The organism is Oceanicola sp. 22II-s10i, assembly GCF_002210105.1.
Taxonomy (GTDB): domain Bacteria; phylum Pseudomonadota; class Alphaproteobacteria; order Rhodobacterales; family Rhodobacteraceae; genus Pseudooceanicola.
This window is the reverse complement of sequence record NZ_AQQU01000001.1, coordinates 1,343,370-1,360,260: the sequence shown is the minus strand read 5'-3', so window position 1 is coordinate 1,360,260 and position 16,891 is coordinate 1,343,370. Positions and strand designations below refer to the sequence as shown.

At 68.6% G+C, this 16,891-nt stretch carries 18 protein-coding genes; 9 read left to right on the top strand and 9 right to left on the bottom strand.

What is annotated here, in order from left to right:
- Positions 1-181 precede the first annotated feature (181 nt).
- Complete coding sequence (locus tag ATO6_RS06760; RefSeq protein WP_088623127.1) at positions 182-1,072, top strand: cation diffusion facilitator family transporter; 891 nt, start codon at positions 182-184, stop codon at positions 1,070-1,072.
- On the opposite strand, the gene ATO6_RS06755 is transcribed toward ATO6_RS06760, so the two are convergent.
- From ATO6_RS06755 to ATO6_RS06745, 3 genes are all read right to left on the bottom strand, one after another.
- Positions 1,073-2,224, bottom strand: coding sequence for a YihY/virulence factor BrkB family protein (locus ATO6_RS06755; protein WP_088623126.1), 1,152 nt, complete (start codon positions 2,222-2,224; stop codon positions 1,073-1,075).
- Positions 2,225-2,291: 67 nt separating this feature from the next.
- A complete protein-coding gene (yghX, locus tag ATO6_RS06750; RefSeq protein ID WP_088623125.1) occupies positions 2,292-3,191 on the bottom strand; it encodes a YghX family hydrolase in 900 nt (299 codons plus the stop codon).
- 90 nt (positions 3,192-3,281) lie between these two features.
- Entirely contained in the window at positions 3,282-3,947 is a 666-nt protein-coding gene (locus tag ATO6_RS06745; protein WP_176440847.1) for a class I SAM-dependent methyltransferase, read from the bottom strand.
- A 53-nt stretch (positions 3,948-4,000) separates the two neighbouring features.
- Between ATO6_RS06745 and ATO6_RS06740 the strand changes: the two genes are divergently transcribed.
- Positions 4,001-4,888, top strand: a complete 888-nt coding sequence (locus ATO6_RS06740) for a LysR family transcriptional regulator (RefSeq protein ID WP_088623123.1) — start codon at positions 4,001-4,003, stop codon at positions 4,886-4,888.
- Between the two features lie 70 nt (positions 4,889-4,958).
- Positions 4,959-5,663, top strand: coding sequence for an NYN domain-containing protein (locus tag ATO6_RS06735; protein WP_088623122.1), 705 nt, complete (start codon positions 4,959-4,961; stop codon positions 5,661-5,663).
- Positions 5,664-5,666: 3 nt separating this feature from the next.
- Here the strand turns inward: ATO6_RS06735 and ATO6_RS06730 are convergent, their stop codons facing one another.
- Positions 5,667-6,287 (bottom strand): TetR/AcrR family transcriptional regulator, encoded by a 621-nt coding sequence (locus ATO6_RS06730; RefSeq protein ID WP_088623121.1) that lies wholly within the window; start codon positions 6,285-6,287, stop codon positions 5,667-5,669.
- A gap of 143 nt (positions 6,288-6,430) precedes the next feature.
- Here ATO6_RS06730 and mbfA point away from each other — a divergent pair, with 143 nt between their 5' ends.
- The gene (gene mbfA, locus ATO6_RS06725; RefSeq protein ID WP_088623120.1) at positions 6,431-7,405 is read left to right on the top strand and encodes an iron exporter MbfA; all 975 of its coding nucleotides are present in this window, start codon (positions 6,431-6,433) and stop codon (positions 7,403-7,405) included.
- Positions 7,406-7,574: 169 nt separating this feature from the next.
- Here the strand turns inward: mbfA and ATO6_RS06720 are convergent, their stop codons facing one another.
- The 3 genes from ATO6_RS06720 to ATO6_RS06710 all read right to left on the bottom strand — a co-directional run bounded on the left by ATO6_RS06720 (position 7,575) and on the right by ATO6_RS06710 (position 11,337).
- Positions 7,575-8,351 (bottom strand): 3'(2'),5'-bisphosphate nucleotidase CysQ, encoded by a 777-nt coding sequence (locus ATO6_RS06720; RefSeq protein ID WP_088623119.1) that lies wholly within the window; start codon positions 8,349-8,351, stop codon positions 7,575-7,577.
- Positions 8,338-9,687: a TldD/PmbA family protein gene (locus ATO6_RS06715; RefSeq protein WP_088623118.1), complete on the bottom strand. Its 1,350-nt coding sequence runs from the start codon at positions 9,685-9,687 to the stop codon at positions 8,338-8,340. Before ATO6_RS06715 ends, ATO6_RS06720 begins: the two co-directional genes overlap by 14 nt.
- A gap of 93 nt (positions 9,688-9,780) precedes the next feature.
- Positions 9,781-11,337 carry a DUF2125 domain-containing protein gene (locus ATO6_RS06710; RefSeq protein WP_088623117.1) on the bottom strand — a complete coding sequence of 519 codons (1,557 nt, stop codon included), beginning with the start codon at positions 11,335-11,337 and terminating at the stop codon, positions 9,781-9,783.
- A 123-nt stretch (positions 11,338-11,460) separates the two neighbouring features.
- Here ATO6_RS06710 and ATO6_RS06705 point away from each other — a divergent pair, with 123 nt between their 5' ends.
- Together ATO6_RS06705 and ATO6_RS06700 are read left to right on the top strand one after the other, a co-directional pair.
- Positions 11,461-12,216 (top strand): SDR family oxidoreductase, encoded by a 756-nt coding sequence (locus tag ATO6_RS06705; protein WP_088623116.1) that lies wholly within the window; start codon positions 11,461-11,463, stop codon positions 12,214-12,216.
- Entirely contained in the window at positions 12,213-12,827 is a 615-nt protein-coding gene (locus ATO6_RS06700) for an enoyl-CoA hydratase/isomerase family protein (RefSeq protein WP_088623115.1), read from the top strand. The genes ATO6_RS06705 and ATO6_RS06700 overlap by 4 nt, the downstream gene beginning before the upstream one ends.
- Before the next feature lie 15 nt (positions 12,828-12,842).
- On the opposite strand, the gene ATO6_RS06695 is transcribed toward ATO6_RS06700, so the two are convergent.
- The gene (locus ATO6_RS06695; protein WP_088623114.1) at positions 12,843-13,613 is read right to left on the bottom strand and encodes a transglutaminase family protein; all 771 of its coding nucleotides are present in this window, start codon (positions 13,611-13,613) and stop codon (positions 12,843-12,845) included.
- 69 nt (positions 13,614-13,682) lie between these two features.
- Between ATO6_RS06695 and ATO6_RS06690 the strand changes: the two genes are divergently transcribed.
- A complete protein-coding gene (locus ATO6_RS06690; protein ID WP_088623113.1) occupies positions 13,683-14,099 on the top strand; it encodes a helix-turn-helix domain-containing protein in 417 nt (138 codons plus the stop codon).
- Positions 14,100-14,108: 9 nt separating this feature from the next.
- Here ATO6_RS06690 and ATO6_RS06685 read toward each other — a convergent pair whose 3' ends face one another.
- A complete protein-coding gene (locus ATO6_RS06685; protein WP_088623112.1) occupies positions 14,109-14,402 on the bottom strand; it encodes an HNH endonuclease in 294 nt (97 codons plus the stop codon).
- Between the two features lie 59 nt (positions 14,403-14,461).
- Between ATO6_RS06685 and ATO6_RS06680 the strand changes: the two genes are divergently transcribed.
- Both ATO6_RS06680 and ATO6_RS06675 read left to right on the top strand, forming a co-directional pair.
- Positions 14,462-15,640 carry a TIGR03862 family flavoprotein gene (locus tag ATO6_RS06680; protein WP_254919080.1) on the top strand — a complete coding sequence of 393 codons (1,179 nt, stop codon included), beginning with the start codon at positions 14,462-14,464 and terminating at the stop codon, positions 15,638-15,640.
- A 57-nt stretch (positions 15,641-15,697) separates the two neighbouring features.
- A complete protein-coding gene (locus tag ATO6_RS06675) occupies positions 15,698-16,687 on the top strand; it encodes an NAD(P)H-quinone oxidoreductase (RefSeq protein WP_088623111.1) in 990 nt (329 codons plus the stop codon).
- Positions 16,688-16,891 lie beyond the last annotated feature (204 nt).

Genomic DNA, 16,891 nt, shown 5'->3' with positions numbered 1-16,891 from the left:
TAGGGTGCGTGCTCCGCACGCACCTACCATTCCCCAACACCGCAACCCCCGGCAGCCAAAGCGTTTTTCCGCACCGCGGCGACCTGCGAACGCCTCTCAATAACACAAGCAAAATCATAGGGTTGCGCGACAGCGCCCCTACCTGCTATCCGGCGACCTCGCAGCGCCGGAAGCCCATCCCATGTCCCTTGTCGTCAAACTCGCCATCGGCAGCCTGATCGTCGGTATTGCCGTGCTCGGGCTCAAGGCGCTGGCATGGTGGATGACCGGGTCGGTCGCGCTGATGTCGGATGCACTGGAAAGCACCGTCAACGTCGCCACCGCCATCGCCGCGCTGATCGCGATCCGGGTCGCGGAACGGCCAGCGGATGCCGAACACCCCTACGGCCATCACAAGGCCGAATTCTTCAGCGCGGTGCTGGAAGGCGTGCTGATCATCGTGGCCGCCCTGATGATCCTACGCGAAGCCTATGCCGGGATCATGGCGCCCCACCCCATCGACGCACCGCTGTCCGGCCTGTTGGTCAACGGTGTCGCCACCGCGATCAACGGGGTCTGGTGCTATATCCTGATCAGCCGGGGCCGGGCGAACCGGTCGCCCGCGCTGACGGCGGACGGCTTTCACCTGCTGTCCGACGTCATCACCTCGGCCGGTGTGGCCGTCGGCATCGGGCTGGCCTACGCCACCGGCTGGTGGATCCTCGACCCCGCGCTGGCCGCGCTGGTTGCCGTGAACATCCTGTGGTCCGGCTGGAAGGTGATGACCTCGTCGCTCAGCGGCCTGCTGGACGAGGCCGTCGCGCCCGACACCCTCACCCTGATCCGCGAAACGATTTCCAGCGAAGCCGCCGGAGCGCTGGAGGCGCATGACCTCCGGACCCGGCACGCTGGGCGGATGACCTTCATCGACTTTCACCTGATCGTGCCGGGCGAGATGTCCGTGCTGGAGGCGCACAAGGTCTGCGACCGGGTCGAGGCCGCGCTCAAGGCCGCCGTCGCCGACATCAGCGTCACGATCCACGTCGAGCCCGAGCACAAGGCCAAGCACACCGGCATCGTCGTCGTCGACTGATCACTCCGCCGGGGACCGTCCGCTGCCGGTGTCGCGCCCATGCCCTCGGGGGCGCCGGGTCATCTGCCAGAACGCGAACAGCGCGAGTCCCGCGGCAATGGCCTTGCTGTCCGTCCGGGGCAGCCCCTTTCGCGGTGCGTCCCGCGTTCCATCGTGCCCAAGACCCGGCCCGGCCTCGGGATCAGGCTGGTCGCCTGCAGCGGGCGGATGCACGTCGGCCATCCGTGCACCACGTTCGCCCATTGGCATCTCGGGGCCGCGGGTCGTGTCCTGCACGGTCTGCCGCTCCATCTCGGCGTTCAGCTCGGCCCCGAGCAGCAGGATGAAGGCCGACAGCCACATCCACGTCAGCAGGGCGATCACGCCGCCGATGGTGCCGTAGGTCTCGTTGTAGTCGCTGAAGTTCTGCGCATAGGCCGAGAAGCCGAGCGTGCCCGCCAGCCACAGCACCGTGGCCAGCACAGCGCCGGGGCTGATCCAGCGCCACTTGGCCCGGTCCCGCGAGGGCCCGATCCGGTAGATGGCCGAGATCCCCAGCACGGCAAGCACCGCGAGGATCGGCCATTGCATGACCTTCAGCACGGAATTCAACGGCTCGCCGACACCGAGATAGTCGACCACGAACGGCAGCACCATCATCACGAGGATCGCCCCGATCACGCCCGCGATCAGCAGCAGCGTCAGGCCGAAGGCGGTGGCGTAGAGCCGGACGAACCCGCGCGTCTCGTCCTCCTCGTACGCGATGTTCATGCCCTCCATCAGGGTCATCACACCCTTCATCGCGCCGTAGAGCGCCAGTGCGATACCAAGGAGCGCGGCCAGCCCCGTCGCCGCCTCATCCCCGCCGGTGACCTTGACCACCTGGTCCTGGATGATGGACGCGGCATTGGCGGGCAGCAGCGCGACAAGGGCGTCGATCTGCCCGGCCACCTGCACCGGGTCGAGGAAGAAGCCCGCGATCGAGATCAGGGCCCCGATGGCCGGAAAGGTGGCCAGCAGGCCGAAGAACGCGACGCCCGCCGACACGACCGAGACGTGATCCGCCGCGATCTCGGCCTTCACTCGCCACAGGATTTCCTTCCATCCCCGTGCAGGTATTCCTGCCGGATGAACGGCTGCGGTGCCGCGGTCGGCGCTGTTGGTCTGTGTCATGTCGATCCCCGTTTCGGGATCAACACCCTGATATGACAGCGGGTTCCTGCGACACCGCAAGCAGGGCTCAGCCCTTCAGCTTGGCCTCGAAGAAGGCGAGTGTCCGGTTCCACGCCAATTGCGCCGCCGCCTCGTCGTAGCGGGGCGTGGTGTCGTTGTGGAAACCGTGGTTCACGTCGGGGTAGAAATGGACCGAGAACTCCTTGCCGTTCTCCTCCAGCGCCGCGCCATAGGCCTCCCATCCCGCGTTGATGCGTTCGTCCAGCCCCGCGTAATGGATCATCAGCGGCGCCTCGATGGCGGGCACATCCGCCGCGTCGGGCTGACGCCCGTAGAACGGGACCGAGGCGGCAAGGTCGGGATAGGCCACCGCCAGCGCGTTGCAGACGCCCCCGCCGTAGCAGAAACCGACGCAGCCGACCTTGCCGGTCGACCCCTCGTGATCGCGCAGGAACTCGAAGGCGGCAAAGAAATCCGCCATCAGCTTGGCCGGATCCAGCGCCTTCTGCATCTCGCGGCCCTGCTCGTCGGTGCCGGGATACCCGCCAGACGGTGTCAGCCCGTCCGGGCCGAAGGCGAGGTAACCCGCCTTGGCGGCGCGGCGCACCACGTCCTCGATATAGGGGTTCAGCCCCCGGTTCTCGTGTACCACCAGCACGGCGGGCAACGGGCCCTCGGCACCCGCCGGTTTCGCCATCAGGCCCCGGATCGTGCCGTGCCCCTCGGGGCTGTCATACTCGACCGTCATCGTCTCGATCGACGGATCGTCCGGCGCGACCTGCTGGGCCAGCGCGTAGTTCGGCTGAAGCTGTTCGAGGATCATCGCCCCGGTGACACCGGCGGCCGCATAGCGCCCGGCCTGCGAGATGAACTCGCGCTTGGTCATCCGGCCGTGCACGTAGCCGTCGAAAATCTCGAGTATCCTCTGGTCGAAGTCGCTGGCCTTGCGGCGGGGCAGTTCGGTCATGGCGCGGTCCTCCTGTCGCGGCGGTGAAGCGGGCGGAGCGTAACACGACGACGCCCGGTTCCGCCTCACAGCGCCGTGATCGGCCTGCCGTCAGACCTTGCGCGCCACGACGAACCGTGCGGCGCCCTTGCGGGAATACCAGCCCGTCTCGACGATCTTCAGGCCCGCCTCTTCGAACATCCGGTCAAGTTCGGCGGCGCTGAAGATATTGACCGCAGGCGCCCTGCCCAACTTCCGCATGATCCACAGCACCGGGCGCAGGTAGCGCATACCGTCGTTCAGGCAGGCGGTCTTGGTGATGACGACGCCGCCGGGCCGCGCCGCATCGGCCATCGCGTGGATCGCGGACTGCGGATCGGGCATGAGGTGCAGCAGGTTGAACGCCATCACCGCGTCGAACGCCGCCGCGTCCGCACCGGTATCCCTCCCGAGACCCGCGTGCCGGAACTCAATACCCTCAGCCCCCTGAGCCGCCGCCCTTTCCCGCGCGATGCCCAGAAGCGCACCCGAGATATCCGCCGCGACATACCCGCTCACCAGCGGCGCCAGCCGGATCGCCGTGGTGCCCGTGCCCGCCCCGTGTTCCAGAACGCGGTCCCCCGGCTCCAGATAAGACGCCACACGTTCGAGCGTCGCGTCATAAGCCGCCATGTCGCCAATCGGCCGCTCCGCGTACTTCGCCGCAACGCCGTCCCAGAATGCCTCTGCCGTCACCATCTCGATCTCCCAGCAAAACCTGCCAGCCTGATAGATCATGCGCACACACATGAGGAATTGCCTGAATCCGCATTTCTCTTATACATCCGCGCATGAACACGCCCGCCGCCACCTTCGACTGGAACCAGGCCCGCGCCTTCCTCGCCACCGCCGAGCGGGGGTCTCTCTCGGCCGCCGCCCGCGATCTCGGGCAGACGCAGCCGACCGTAGGCCGACAGATCGCGGCTCTGGAAGAGCGGCTTGGCGTGACGCTGTTCGACCGGGTGGGCCGGGGGCTGGTGCTGACGCAGGCCGGGCGCGACCTGATGGTCCACGTCCGCACGATGGAAGAGGCCGCCACCCGCTTTGCCCTTGGCGCAGCGGGCCGGGCCGAGGACATCGGCGGCGAGGTCACGATCACCGCCAGCGACATGATCGCCGTCCATACCCTGCCTCCGATCCTGGCCGAGATCGCCCGCGTCGCGCCCGAGATCCGGATCACCCTCATCGCCTCGAACGAGATGCAGGACCTCGCCCGGCGCGAGGCCGACATCGCCATCCGTCACGTCCGCCCGACACAGGGCGACCTGACCGCCCGCCTCGTGGCGGAAAAGAGCGCCCGGCTCTACGCCACGCCGGGCTACCTCGACCGCGCCGGCCGCCCGCGCACGCTGGAGGATCTGTCGCGCGCCACCTTCATCGCCATGGGACCGGGCCCGGAATTCGCGCGCCAGCTTACACAGCGCGGGATCCCCGTGACGGCGGACCAGATCACCCATGTCACCGCGAACGGGCTGGCCTATTGGGCGCTGGTGCAGGAGGGGCTGGGCATCGGCGTCATCACCGACGACGTCGCCGCCCGCACGCCGGGGGTGGAGCCGGTGCTGCCCGACATCGCCGTGGTGCAGGTCCCGGTCTGGCTGGTCACGCACCGCGAACTGCATACCTCGCGCCGGATGCGGCTGGTCTTCGACACGCTGGCCCGCCGCCTGTCGCGCTGACCTCGCGGGAACGGGGTGGTCAACGGACGGCACAGCCTCTACCTGTGGGAAAAGCAAAGGAAGGCTCCAGATGCCCGAGACCCGCCCGCTCTACGCCGTTCTGATCGACGCCGACAACATCCCCGCCCGCCACGCCGCCGCGATCCTCAAGGAGGTGACGAGCTTTGGCGAACCGGCCCTGCGCCGCGTCTACGGCGACTGGTCGGCCGAGCGGCTGCGCCCCTGGGCGGAACAGACCCGCGCGCTCGGGCTCGTGGCGCATCAGGAAACCGCCAACACCAAGGGCAAGAACGCCAGCGACATCGGCCTCGTGATCGACGCGATGGACATCCTGCACTCGGGCCGCTTCGACGGCTTCGTACTCGTGTCGTCCGACAGCGATTTCACCGCGCTGGCCAACCGGATCCGGGAACAGGGCCTCGACGTCATCGGCATCGGCGAATCCAAAGCCCCCGAAAGCCTGCGCAACGTCTGCAACCGCTTCATCCTGATCGAGAACATCGCCGAGGAACGCCCCGGTGAAACCGCGCGACCCTCAGGCAAGATGAAACCCATCGACGCGGTCCCGCTGATCCGGCGCGCGATGGACCGGATCGAAACCGACGACGACTGGTATCCTCTCGGTCAGGTCGGCCAGTACATCACCGCCGAGAATCCGGATTTCGACACCCGCTCCTACGGCAAGCGCAAGCTCAGCGATCTGGTGCAGGAACTGAAGGTGTTCGAGACCCGGCGCGGGGCGGGCAACCAGATGATGGTCCGCCGCCTCGACTGACCCTCAGCGCGCGCCGTAGCGGGCCCAGAACGTCTCGACCGCCTCATGCGCGAAGCGGTCGATCTCATCGTCCGAGAACCGGTCCCGCATCCCGAACATCCGGTCCGTGAAGACCCGCGTCTTGCACAGTTCGGCGAACTGGTCGGCAGCCAGTTCGGCATCCTCGATCACCAGCGAGCCCCGCGCGGCCTCCATGCGGAAATACTCCGCCAGCCGTTCCCGGCCGAGCGCCGGCCCGCTGCGATAGAACTCCCGCGCGAGGTCGGGAAAACGGTCGGCCTCGGCCGCGCAGACCCGGAACACGTTGATCGCCAGTTCCGAATTGAAAAAGGCCACCATCCGGTCGGCGGCAAAGCGCAGCATGTCCCGGACCGGGGCGTCGCAGGCCACAAGATGCTCGGCATCGTCGGCCAGCCTGCGGCATTCGCGCTTGGCGACCTCCATGAACAGCAGGCGCTTGTCGGGGAAATAGGAATAGAGCGTGGCCTTGGAGACCCCGGACTGACGCGCGATCTCGTCCACGCCCGCGCCTTCGAATCCCGCGGCCAGAAACACGTCGCGGGCGCCTTCCAGCACCTGCTCGAACTTGCGGCCACGACGAATGGCGGATCTCGGTGCGTTCATGTGGGTCTGCGGTCTCCTCGCCAGGTCAACTGTAAACCGCCCGGTTCAGTTCCGGCAAGCGATGCGGTGCGGCTTTACGTTCGGTTGTCTGCATGTGTTGCGTGTTCTACCGATGGGCCGGACATAATGCACGAGGCATCCAGATGCGATTCCTGACCCAGCGTCGCCATTTCCGCGATCTCGACGAACGCGAAATCCTCGCCCTCGCGATCTCCTCCGAAGAGGACGACGCCCGCATCTACCGCAGCTATGCCGAAAGGCTCCGGGCCGAGTTCCCCGACACCGCCGCGATCTTCGACGGCATGGCGGCGGAAGAAGACGAACACCGGCACCGGCTGATCACGCTCTTCGAAACGCGGTTCGGCAAGGTCATCCCCCTGATCCGCCGCGAACACGTGGCGGGCTACTACGCCCGCCGCCCCGTCTGGCTGGTCGAGAACCTCGGGATCGAGCGTATCCGCACCGAGGCCGAGGCGATGGAACGCGACGCCGAACACTTCTACCTCGCCGCCGCCGCCCGCACCACGGACCCGGCCACCCGCGCGCTCCTCGGCGACCTCGCCGCTGCCGAAGCGGGCCACCAGCGCCACGCGGGCGAACTGACCGAGGCCCATCTGGACGCCGACACCCGCGACGCCGAGGCCCGCTCGGCGCACCGGCAGTTCATCCTGACATGGGTGCAGCCCGGCCTCGCCGGGCTGATGGACGGCTCCGTCTCGACCCTCGCGCCGATCTTCGCCACCGCCTTCGCGACGCAGAACACCTGGACCACCTTCCTCGTCGGCCTCGCCGCCTCGGTCGGGGCCGGCATCTCCATGGGCTTCACCGAAGCGGCCTCAGACGACGGCGAACTCTCCGGCCGCGGCTCCCCCATGAAACGCGGCCTCGCGGCCGGCGTGATGACCACGCTCGGCGGTCTCGGCCACGCGATGCCCTATCTCATCCCGCATTTCTGGACCGCGACGCTGACCGCCTTCGCCATCGTGTTCATCGAACTCTGGGCCATCGCCTGGATCCAGAACCGCTACATGGACACCCCGTTCTTCCGCGCCGCCTTCCAGGTCGTGCTCGGCGGCGCCCTCGTCTTCGCGGCGGGTGTGCTCATCGGCTCGGGCTGACACCGGTCCCCTGCTTCTTCTGGTCAAAAATACTTTCGGGGGTGAATTGCGGGCACAGCCCGCAAGAGGGGGCAGACAGCCCCCCCCGGACCGTCAGGTCCCGTTTCCTCCGGCCTCGATGGCCGGATGAAACGCCCCCCGCGCGACGGGCCCCGCCCGGCGCAAAGCCTCAGCCTGAAAGTTCCGCCAGCAATCCCGCCTGCACCGCCTGACCACCGGCCACGACACCATGCACCTGCGGATGCGCGTTGTTGAACCGCAGCGGCCGACCGGCCCGGTCACTGACCGCCGCCCCCGCCTCCGACAACAGCAGCGCCCCGCCCGCGATGTCCCACTCCCAGCTGTCCCGCAGGGTCAGCATCGCGTCGAACCGGCCCTCGGCCACCAGCGCGAGGCGATAGGCCAGCGAGGGGCGGTAATGGCGCACCACGGCGGGCGCGCCCGTGCGCCAGTGACGGGAATCGTAGGTCGGCTTGGCCGCCAGCACCGTGGCACCCGACACGTCGGTCCGGGCCGAGGCGCGGATCGGGCGCGTGTTCAGCCATGCCCCCTGGTCCAGCGCGGCGGAATAGAGCTTGCCCTTCACCGGCAGGTAGACCACCGCCGCCACCGGCACGCCATCCTCGACCACCGCCATCGAATGGGCCCAGGTGTCGCCGCCCTCGATGAAACTGCGGGTGCCGTCGATCGGGTCGATGATGAACACCCGCTCGCACGACAACCGTGCAGGATCGTCCGGGCTTTCCTCCGACAGCCAGCCATAGTCCGGCCGCGCCGCCCGCAACTCGCTTTCCAGCATCGCGTTGACGGCCAGATCGGCCTCCGTCACCGGCCCGGCCCCGCCCGGCTTGTCCCATTTCTCATGATCCCGCCCCGCGAAGTCCAGCGCGATGCGGCCCGCCTCGCGCGCCGTGCGTATCAGCAGGTCGAGGTCAGCTTCCTGCAAGCGTCAGACCTTCGATCAGCAGCGAGGGGACCACATGGCTCATCCACGTCCGCGCGTCGTTCGCGGGGACCATCGACAGGAACATGTCGCGCAGGTTGCCCGCGATGGTGATCTCGTTGACCGGATAGGCCAGTTCGCCGTTCTCGACCCAGAACCCCGCCGCACCGCGCGAGTAGTCGCCCGTATTCGCGTTGATCGTCGAGCCGATCATCGACGTCACAAGCAGCCCGGTCCCCATGTCGCGCAGCAGCGCGTCACGGCTCTTCCCGCCCTGCGTCAGCGCGATGTTCCACGTCGCGGGCGACGGTGGCGAGGACAGGCCCCGCGCGCCGTTCCCGGTCGGCGCCATGCCCAGCTTGCGTGCGCAGGCCAGGTCCAGCGTCCAGCCGGTCAGAACGCCATCCCGGACGATCTCGCGCCGCGCGGTCGGCAGCCCCTCGCCGTCGAAGGGCCGCGATCCGGCAACGCGGCGACGCAGCGGATCCTCCACGACCGACAATCCGGCAGGCAGGATCTGCTTGCCCAGATCGCCGCGCAGGAACGACGCGCCACGCGTGATCGCCTGCCCGTTCACCGCCCCCAGCAGGTGCCCGATGATGGAGCCCGAGATGCGTTCGTCGAACAGCACCGGATAGGCCCCGGTCTTGGGCTGACGCGCGCCCAGCCGTTCCACCGCGCGTTCCCCGGCGCGGCGGCCGATCTCGGTCGGATCACGCAGGTCGGCGGCGAAGAGGCGGCTGTCGTAGTCGTGATCGCGCTCCATGCCCGACCCCTCGCCCGCGATGGCGGAGCAGGACAGCGAGGTCGAGGTCCGGCGCATTGCGCCGACGAAACCGTTGGTCGCGGCCAGCACCGCCTCGGACGCGCCATAGCCCGCACCGGCGCCCTGCACCTGGCTGACGCCGGACACCGAAAGCGCCGCGGCTTCGGCGATCCGCGCGGCCTCTTCCAGTGCGGCGGGGGCGGGTTCGGCGGCGGGGTCCCAGAGGTCCAGATCGGGGATTTCCGTCGCCAGCTGTCCGGGTTCGGCCAAACCGATCCACGGGTCCTCGGGCGCCTCGCGGGCCATCGCCACGGCACGTTCGGCCATGGCGCGCATCGTCTCGGGCCGGATGTCGGAGGCGCTGACACAGGCCTGCCGCTTGCCGACCATCACCCTCAGCCCGATCTCGGTGCCCTCGGCCCGTTCGGCCTGTTCCAGTGCGCCCGCGCGGACATCGACCGAAACGGACGTGCCCCGCCGCACCAGCGCGTCGGCGTCATCCGCGCCGGCGGCGCGGGCGGCATCCAGCAATGCCTGGGCAAGGGAATCGAGCGCGGGGGTCGTGGCGGTCATGCGGTGCCTCCTGACAGTAACGGACAGCACGTAGCCCGCCCCTGCCCCTCGCGCAACCCGGCCCGCCTTGCAGGGCGGGCCGGACGCGGCGGATTACTGGAGCGGGATCGGATTTCCGTTCACCGTAAGTGCACCCTGCTGGCTCAGTTCGACCAGCGCCTTGAGATCGTCCGGTCCGCTGACCGGCTCGCCCAGCTGTTGCAGCATCCCGGCGATCATCATCGCCTGTCCCTGCGGGATCAGACCCATCTGCGACAACGTCCGGGCCAGCGCCAGAACGTTGGTCATGCGGATGTCGGCGGTGCCGAAGACGTTCGGGAACGGCCCCATCGGGCTCATCGCCTGATTGTCGACGGTCAGGTCCGCCGTGGCCGACACCTCGGCCCCCGCGGCCTTGAGCTGAAGCTGGTTCAGCGTCAGGCTTTCGACCATGCCGGGCATCCCGCCCGAGGCGCCGAGCTGTGTCATCTGTTCCTCGTCCAGCAGGTCGACCATCAGCCGCCCCTTGCCGGCAAGGTCCAGCCGCACGGTCAGCGGGTCATGCGACAGCGCGCCGCCCGGATCGGCCATGCCCCAGACCGGGTCCGGCAGCGTCACACCGGCCAGCGTCAGGACCGCGCCGAAATCCTGCTGATCGTCCGAGGCCATGACGGGCAGGTTGATGCCCAGTCCGATCTCCTCCGCGGTGAAATCGGCGGGGAAGGGAATTTCGGACCCTTCGACATGCATCTTCACGGTCCGGCTGGACACGTCGTATTTCAGGCCCTCCGGCGCGAGGGACACATCGAACCGGCCACCCTCCGAGGACGAGGCATAGGCGAAGTTTTCGGCTCCCTCCTCGAACGCCAGCTGCATCATTCCGGCCGCATAGGTGACCGCGGCGTGAACTGCGTATCCGGCGCGCATCGCATCGCCCATGCGCGTCATGTCGGCGCCTTTCGGAATCGTGCCACCGCCGGAAGACGCCAGGTCGCGGACCTCGCCGTTCATCTTGAACGTGCCGGTGCCATTCGGATCCGGATTGGTGATGTCGACCGCGTAATCGAGCGAGGCCGCCGTGAGGTCCTGCTGCACGACAAACGCGTCGCCGATGTTCATGTCACTGGTCCCGGCCAGCCCGTTCAGGTTGATCCGCACCGTCCCCGGCTCGACGGTCTTGCCCTCGGACATCACGCTCTGCAGCACGAGGCTGACGATGCTCGCCGAGTAGTCGTAATGCGTATCGGTCGCCGTGCCGCTGGCCACGGCCCGGAAATCGGGCGAGACATGGTTCATCACGATCTTGACCGGATCCTCGTCGACAGGATCGACATCGACCGTCAGCGGGGTGCTTTCGGGGACCGTGACCAGCACCGTGCCGTCCGCCTGATCGGTCAGGCGCACTTCGCCAAAGGTCATCTTCATCGTGCCAAGGCTGCCCTCGGGCGAATTCATCGGCAGCGACATGGACAGGCCGGTGACCGTCAGGCCGCCGTCAGCCGGGGTCGCCTGCGCCGCGACGTCGTAGCCGAAGCTCTGCATGTACTCCTGCCACTGGCTCCACAGCTCCTGCGAGGTCAGGTCGGCAAAGGCCGGCGCGGGCAGCGCGAAAAAGACCGCCGCGACAAGGGGGCGGGTCAGGCCGCCGGTTTTAAAGATCGGATTCGTCATTCAACTCACTCCCGAGAAATGCGCGGACAACATCCCGGCTCACCCGCGGCGGGTCAAGTCCCCCCACTGGACCGCCGCGCCGCAGCGGTCTACCTAAGTCCCGACAGGCAGGCGGAGACAGACATGACAGACATGACCGGAAAGACCGTGATGATCACCGGCGCGAGCCGCGGGATCGGCGAGGCCGCCGCGCGGATATTCGCCGAGGCGGGGGCGAACGTGGCCCTGCTGGCGCGCAGCGAGGACCGCATCGCGGAAATCGCGGGCGAGATCGGCAAGCAGGCGGTCGCGATCCCCTGCGATATCTCGCGTTACTGGGAGGTCGAGACGGCGGTGAAGTCGGTGGTCGACGCCTTCGGACGGCTCGACGTCTTCATCGGCAACGCCGGCGTGCTCGAACCGATCGTCCATCTGGAAACCGCCGATCCGGAAGAATGGGGCCATGTCATCGACGTGAACCTCAAGGGCGTGTTCAACGGGGTCCGCGCCACGATGCCGGTGATGCTGGCGGCGGGCGGCGGCACGATCATCAACATTTCGTCAGGCGCCGCGCATCGCCCGCTGGAGGCCTGGAGCGCCTACTGCGCCTCGAAGGCCGGGGCGGCGATGGTGACGAGTTCCGCGCATCTGGAAGGGGCCGACCGTGGACTGCGGGTCATGGGCCTGTCGCCGGGCACGGTCGCCACGCAGATGCAGCGTGACATCAAGGCCAGCGGGATCAACCCGGTGTCCCAGCTGGAATGGGAGGACCACGTGCCCCCCGACTGGCCCGCGCGCACGCTGCTGTGGATGTGCGGACCGGAGGCCGACGCCTATCTCGGGCAGGAAGTGTCGCTGCGTGACGACGACGTGCGCCGCCGCGTAGGGCTGGTCGCATGATCGCGGTGGATCGCGGGGCCGACGGGCTCTGGACCCTCACCATCGACCGGCCGGACAAGGCGAATGCGCTGGATGGCCCGATGCTCGAGGCGCTGGCCGATGCAGCCGAGGAGGCCACGCAGGGTGCCCGCGCGGTGGTCCTGACCGGCAACGGCAAAGTCTTCTCCGCCGGGATGGATTTCGAGGCCGCGAAGTCGGGCCTGTCCAAGTCGCCGGTCTGGGAACGCCTGTCCGGCAAGCTGGCCGCCCTGCCCTGCCTGACCATCTGCGCGCTGAACGGCACGCTGGCGGGCGGTGCCATGGGCATGGCGCTGGCCTGCGACATCCGCATCGCGGTGCCGACGGCCAAGTTCTTCTACCCGGTGATGAAGCACGGCTTCCTGCCACAGCCCTCGGACCCCGGCCGTCTCACCGCGCTGATCGGCCCCTCTCGCGCGCGGCTGATCCTGCTGGGCGGACAGCGGCTGGACGCTGAACAGGCGCTGGCCTGCGGTCTGATCGACCGGATCGCCGAACCGGACGCCCTTTTGGCCACGGCGCGCGAGATCGCGGCGGATTTCATCGCCGCCGATCCCGCCTTCGCCGCGACGATCAAGGGCATGTGCCGCTGAGGCCTTGACCGTCTGTCACGCCCGGCCGCCGACCCGGTCGGTGCGCGCGGGCGGCACGAGGCTGGCCGCGCCGCCGGGAATCTCCGGCACGCGGCCGCGCCTGATCCCCGCCACACGGCGGTTCATCCAGTGCCGGACGATCCCGCGATAGAGCAGCCCGCGCAGCCCGGACAGCTGCCGGTGATCGCGATAGAAATCGTCCGGGCTGTCGAACCTGCCGAAATCCCGGTTGATCCCGGTTTTCTGGATATAGGTGCTGGCCCCGGTCCACGCGACCTCCGGCCGCTGCAGGCAGTCCGTCCCCGCCCCATAGGCGCAGAGCGAGGTCCGTTCCGGAAACCGCGTCTGCAGGGCCTCGAGGACCGCGGGATCGAGGATGAAGCCTTCCAGCTCCAGCCACGCCCCGTCCAGCATCACCTCCACCCACGAATGGATGATGTTGCGCGGGGCGATCGAATAGACGGGTTCCGGCACCACCCCGCGCTGCAGGGCCTTGTCGATGGTGAAACCGTGGAACCGGCAGGGCACGCCGAGGCCGCGCAGCAGGGCCATCAGCAGGATGCCCTTGGTGTTGCACTGGCCATAGCCATCCGCCAGCACCCGCGAGGCGGGCAGCGCGTCGTCGACGTTGTAGCCAAACAGGATCTCGGTCCGGACGAAATCGTAGGCCGCGCCGATGCGGTCGGCCACGGGCAGGTCGCGCCAGCCGCGCGCGTCGATCAGCCTCTGGATGGACGCGGCGCGGTAATCGAGGAGCGGGGTTTCTGCGGTCAGTGTCTGGGTCATCTCAACCTCTGGAATCAGGGACCCATGCAAGGTAATCTCTCTAGCAACTAGAGGTTCAAGAGGTATCTGATGTATTCCATCGGCGAGCTGTCCCGCCGCACCGAGGTCAAGGTGCCGACCATCCGCTACTACGAGGACATCGGCCTGATGCCCCCCGCAGAACGCTCATCGGGCAACCAGCGGCGCTATGACCGGGCGGGGCTGGAGAGGCTGAGCTTCATCCGGCACGCACGCGACCTCGGCTTTTCGATCGAGGCGATCTCCTCGCTCATCGTGCTGGAAGAGACGCCGGATCGGTCCTGCCTCGACGCGACACGGATTGCCGAACGGCATCTGGCAGAGATCCGGGACAAGATCCGGCGGCTGACGGCGCTGGAGGCGGAACTCCAGCGCATCACGGGCGCCTGCGAGGGGGACAGCGCGGCGCAGGATTGCGACATACTCGCCGCGCTGGCCGATCACGACCTTTGTGCCGACGCCCACTGACCGCCCGTGTCACCTCTTGCGCCGCGCGCCGGGGGTCTTGGAATGAAAGCCCGGCGGGCGCTTGCCGACCCAGTCCACGAACCGTGCGATCCGGGGATGCGCGCGCAGTTTCCCCGGCGTGTCGTACTCTCGCGCCAGTTCGGCCTCGGTCAGGGTGGCGTGGATCTCGTTGTGGCAGATCTGGTGCAGCAGGACCGTAGGCCCGCCCTTGCCGCCCTTCAGCTTGGGGATCAGGTGGTGCAGGCTCTGTTTCGCATCCGCCGGGATCGGACGCAGGCAGAGGGGGCAGATCGGGTCGCTCACTTGTGTCTCGCTCCTCGGACCGGCAATAGGGTGCCGCGACAGCGGTGAAAGGCAAGAGCTTGGAGGACAGCGAGCATATCCGCGCCCTCGTGATCGGCGGCGGCCCGGCGGGGCTGATGGCCGCCGAAGCGCTGACCGGGGCCGGGATCGCGCCGGTGATCGCCGACCGGATGCCGACCGTCGGGCGCAAGCTGTTGATGGCCGGGAAATCCGGGCTCAACCTGACCAAGGCCGAGCCGCCCGATGATTTCCGCGCTGCCTATGGTGCCGACGCTGATCCGCTGTCCGCTGCCCTGGATGCCTTCGGGCCCGAGGCGGCGATGGCCTGGGCCGAAGGGCTGGGTCAGCCGCTCTTCACCGGTTCCACCGGGCGGGTATTCCCCAAGGCGATGAAGGCTTCGCCCCTGCTCCGCGCGTGGCTCGCCCGGCTGACCGGCGATGGCGCGACGTTTCGCACGCGCTGGCGCTGGACCGGGCGCGACGGCGATGTTCACCTGTTCGACACGCCCGACGGCCCGCGCCGCATCCGCGCCGATGCGACGATCCTGGCGTTCGGCGGGGCAAGCTGGGCCCGTCTCGGGTCGGACGGGGCATGGGCCGGCGCTTTCGATGGTGACGTCGCCCCCTTCGCGCCTTCGAACGCCGCGATAAGGATCGACTGGTCCGAACATATGCGCCCCCATTTCGGGACCCCGCTCAAGGGGATCGCCTTTCACGCGGGCGACATCTCCTCGCGCGGCGAGGCGGTGATCTCGGCCCAGGGGCTGGAAGGCGGCGGGGTTTATCCGCTCTCCCCCGCTCTGCGCGACGGCGCTGCCATGACGGTCGACCTCTATCCGGACCTCGACACGGACACCCTGCGCACCCGCCTTGCCAAACGCCGCCGGGGCGACAGCCTCGCCAATCACCTGCGCCGCAGCCTCCGGATGGATGCCGCCACCCGCGCGCTGCTGATGGAATGGGGACGCCCCCTGCCCGACGACCTTGCCCCGCTGCTCAAGGCCCTGCCGGTGCCGGTCGCGGGCCTCGCCCCCATCGACCGCGCGATCTCGACCGCCGGGGGGCTGCGGTTCGACGCGCTGACGCCGGACCTGATGCTGCGCGACAGCCCCGGCACATTCGCCGCGGGCGAGATGCTGGACTGGGACGCGCCGACGGGCGGCTACCTGCTGACCGCCTGCCTCGCCACCGGACGCCATGCCGGGCTGGCCGCCGCCCGCTACCTGAACACCCGCTAGCCGCGCATGGACATTCCGGCGGGCGGCGGGCATCGTCCCGCGCAAACGGAGGAGCCGATGACCGACACGATGCGCGCGATCGAAATCTCGAAACCCGGCGGGCCCGAGGTGCTGACCCCCTGCGACCGGCCCATGCCCGTGCCCGGACAGGGCGAGGTGCTGATCAAGGTCGCCTATGCCGGCGTGAACCGCCCCGACGCCCTGCAACGCGCGGGCAGCTACGACCCGCCCAAGGGCGCGAGCGACCTGCCCGGCCTCGAAGCCTCGGGCGAGATCGCGGCGGTCGGGCCCGGCGCGACCGGGTGGAAGGTCGGCGACAAGGTCTGCGCCCTGCTGCCGGGCGGCGGCTATGCGGAATACGTCACGACCCCCGCCGCGCATTGCCTGCCGGTCCCGGAGGGGCTGAGCATGGTGCAGGCGGCGGCGCTGCCGGAAACCTTCTACACCGTCTGGTCCAACGTCTTCATGCGCGGCGGCCTGAAGGGCGGCGAGAAATTCCTCGTGCACGGCGGATCCTCGGGCATCGGCACGACGGCGATCCAGTTGGGCAGGGCGTTCGGCGCGCGGGTCTTCACCACCGCCGGGTCCGACGACAAGTGTCAGGCCTGCCTCGACCTCGGGGCCGAGCGGGCGATTAACTACCGCGACGAGGACTTCGTGAAGGCGCTGAAGGACGAGGGCGGGATGGACCTGATCCTCGACATGGTCGGCGGCGACTACATCAACCGCAACATCCGCGTGCTGGCCGATGACGGGAGGATGGTCCACATCGCCTTCCTGCAGGGGCCCAAGGCCGAGGTGAACTTTGCCCTCGTCATGGTCAAGCGCCTGACCATCACCGGCTCGACCCTTCGGCCCCAGTCGGATCAGGCCAAGGCCGAAATCGCCGAGCAGTTGCGCACGCAGGTCTGGCCGCTGATCGGACCGGGCCGGATGATGCCGGTGATGGACAGCACATTCCCGATGGACAAGGCGGCGGATGCCCATGCCCGGATGGAAAGCAGCGCCCATATCGGGAAGATCATGCTGGAGGTGGCCGGGGGCTGACCCCGCCGCAGTCCGCCCTTGCCGGAACGCCAGCGGTCCTGTTCCGTTGACCCGTGACACGGGATCAACGGAAAGGACGGCCCCATGCAGATCGACCTGAGCGGAAAACGCGCCTTCGTCACCGGCTCGACCGAGGGGATCGGGCACGCCATCGCCAAGGGGCTGGCCGGGGCCAGCGCCGAGGTCGTGCTGAACGGCCGGACG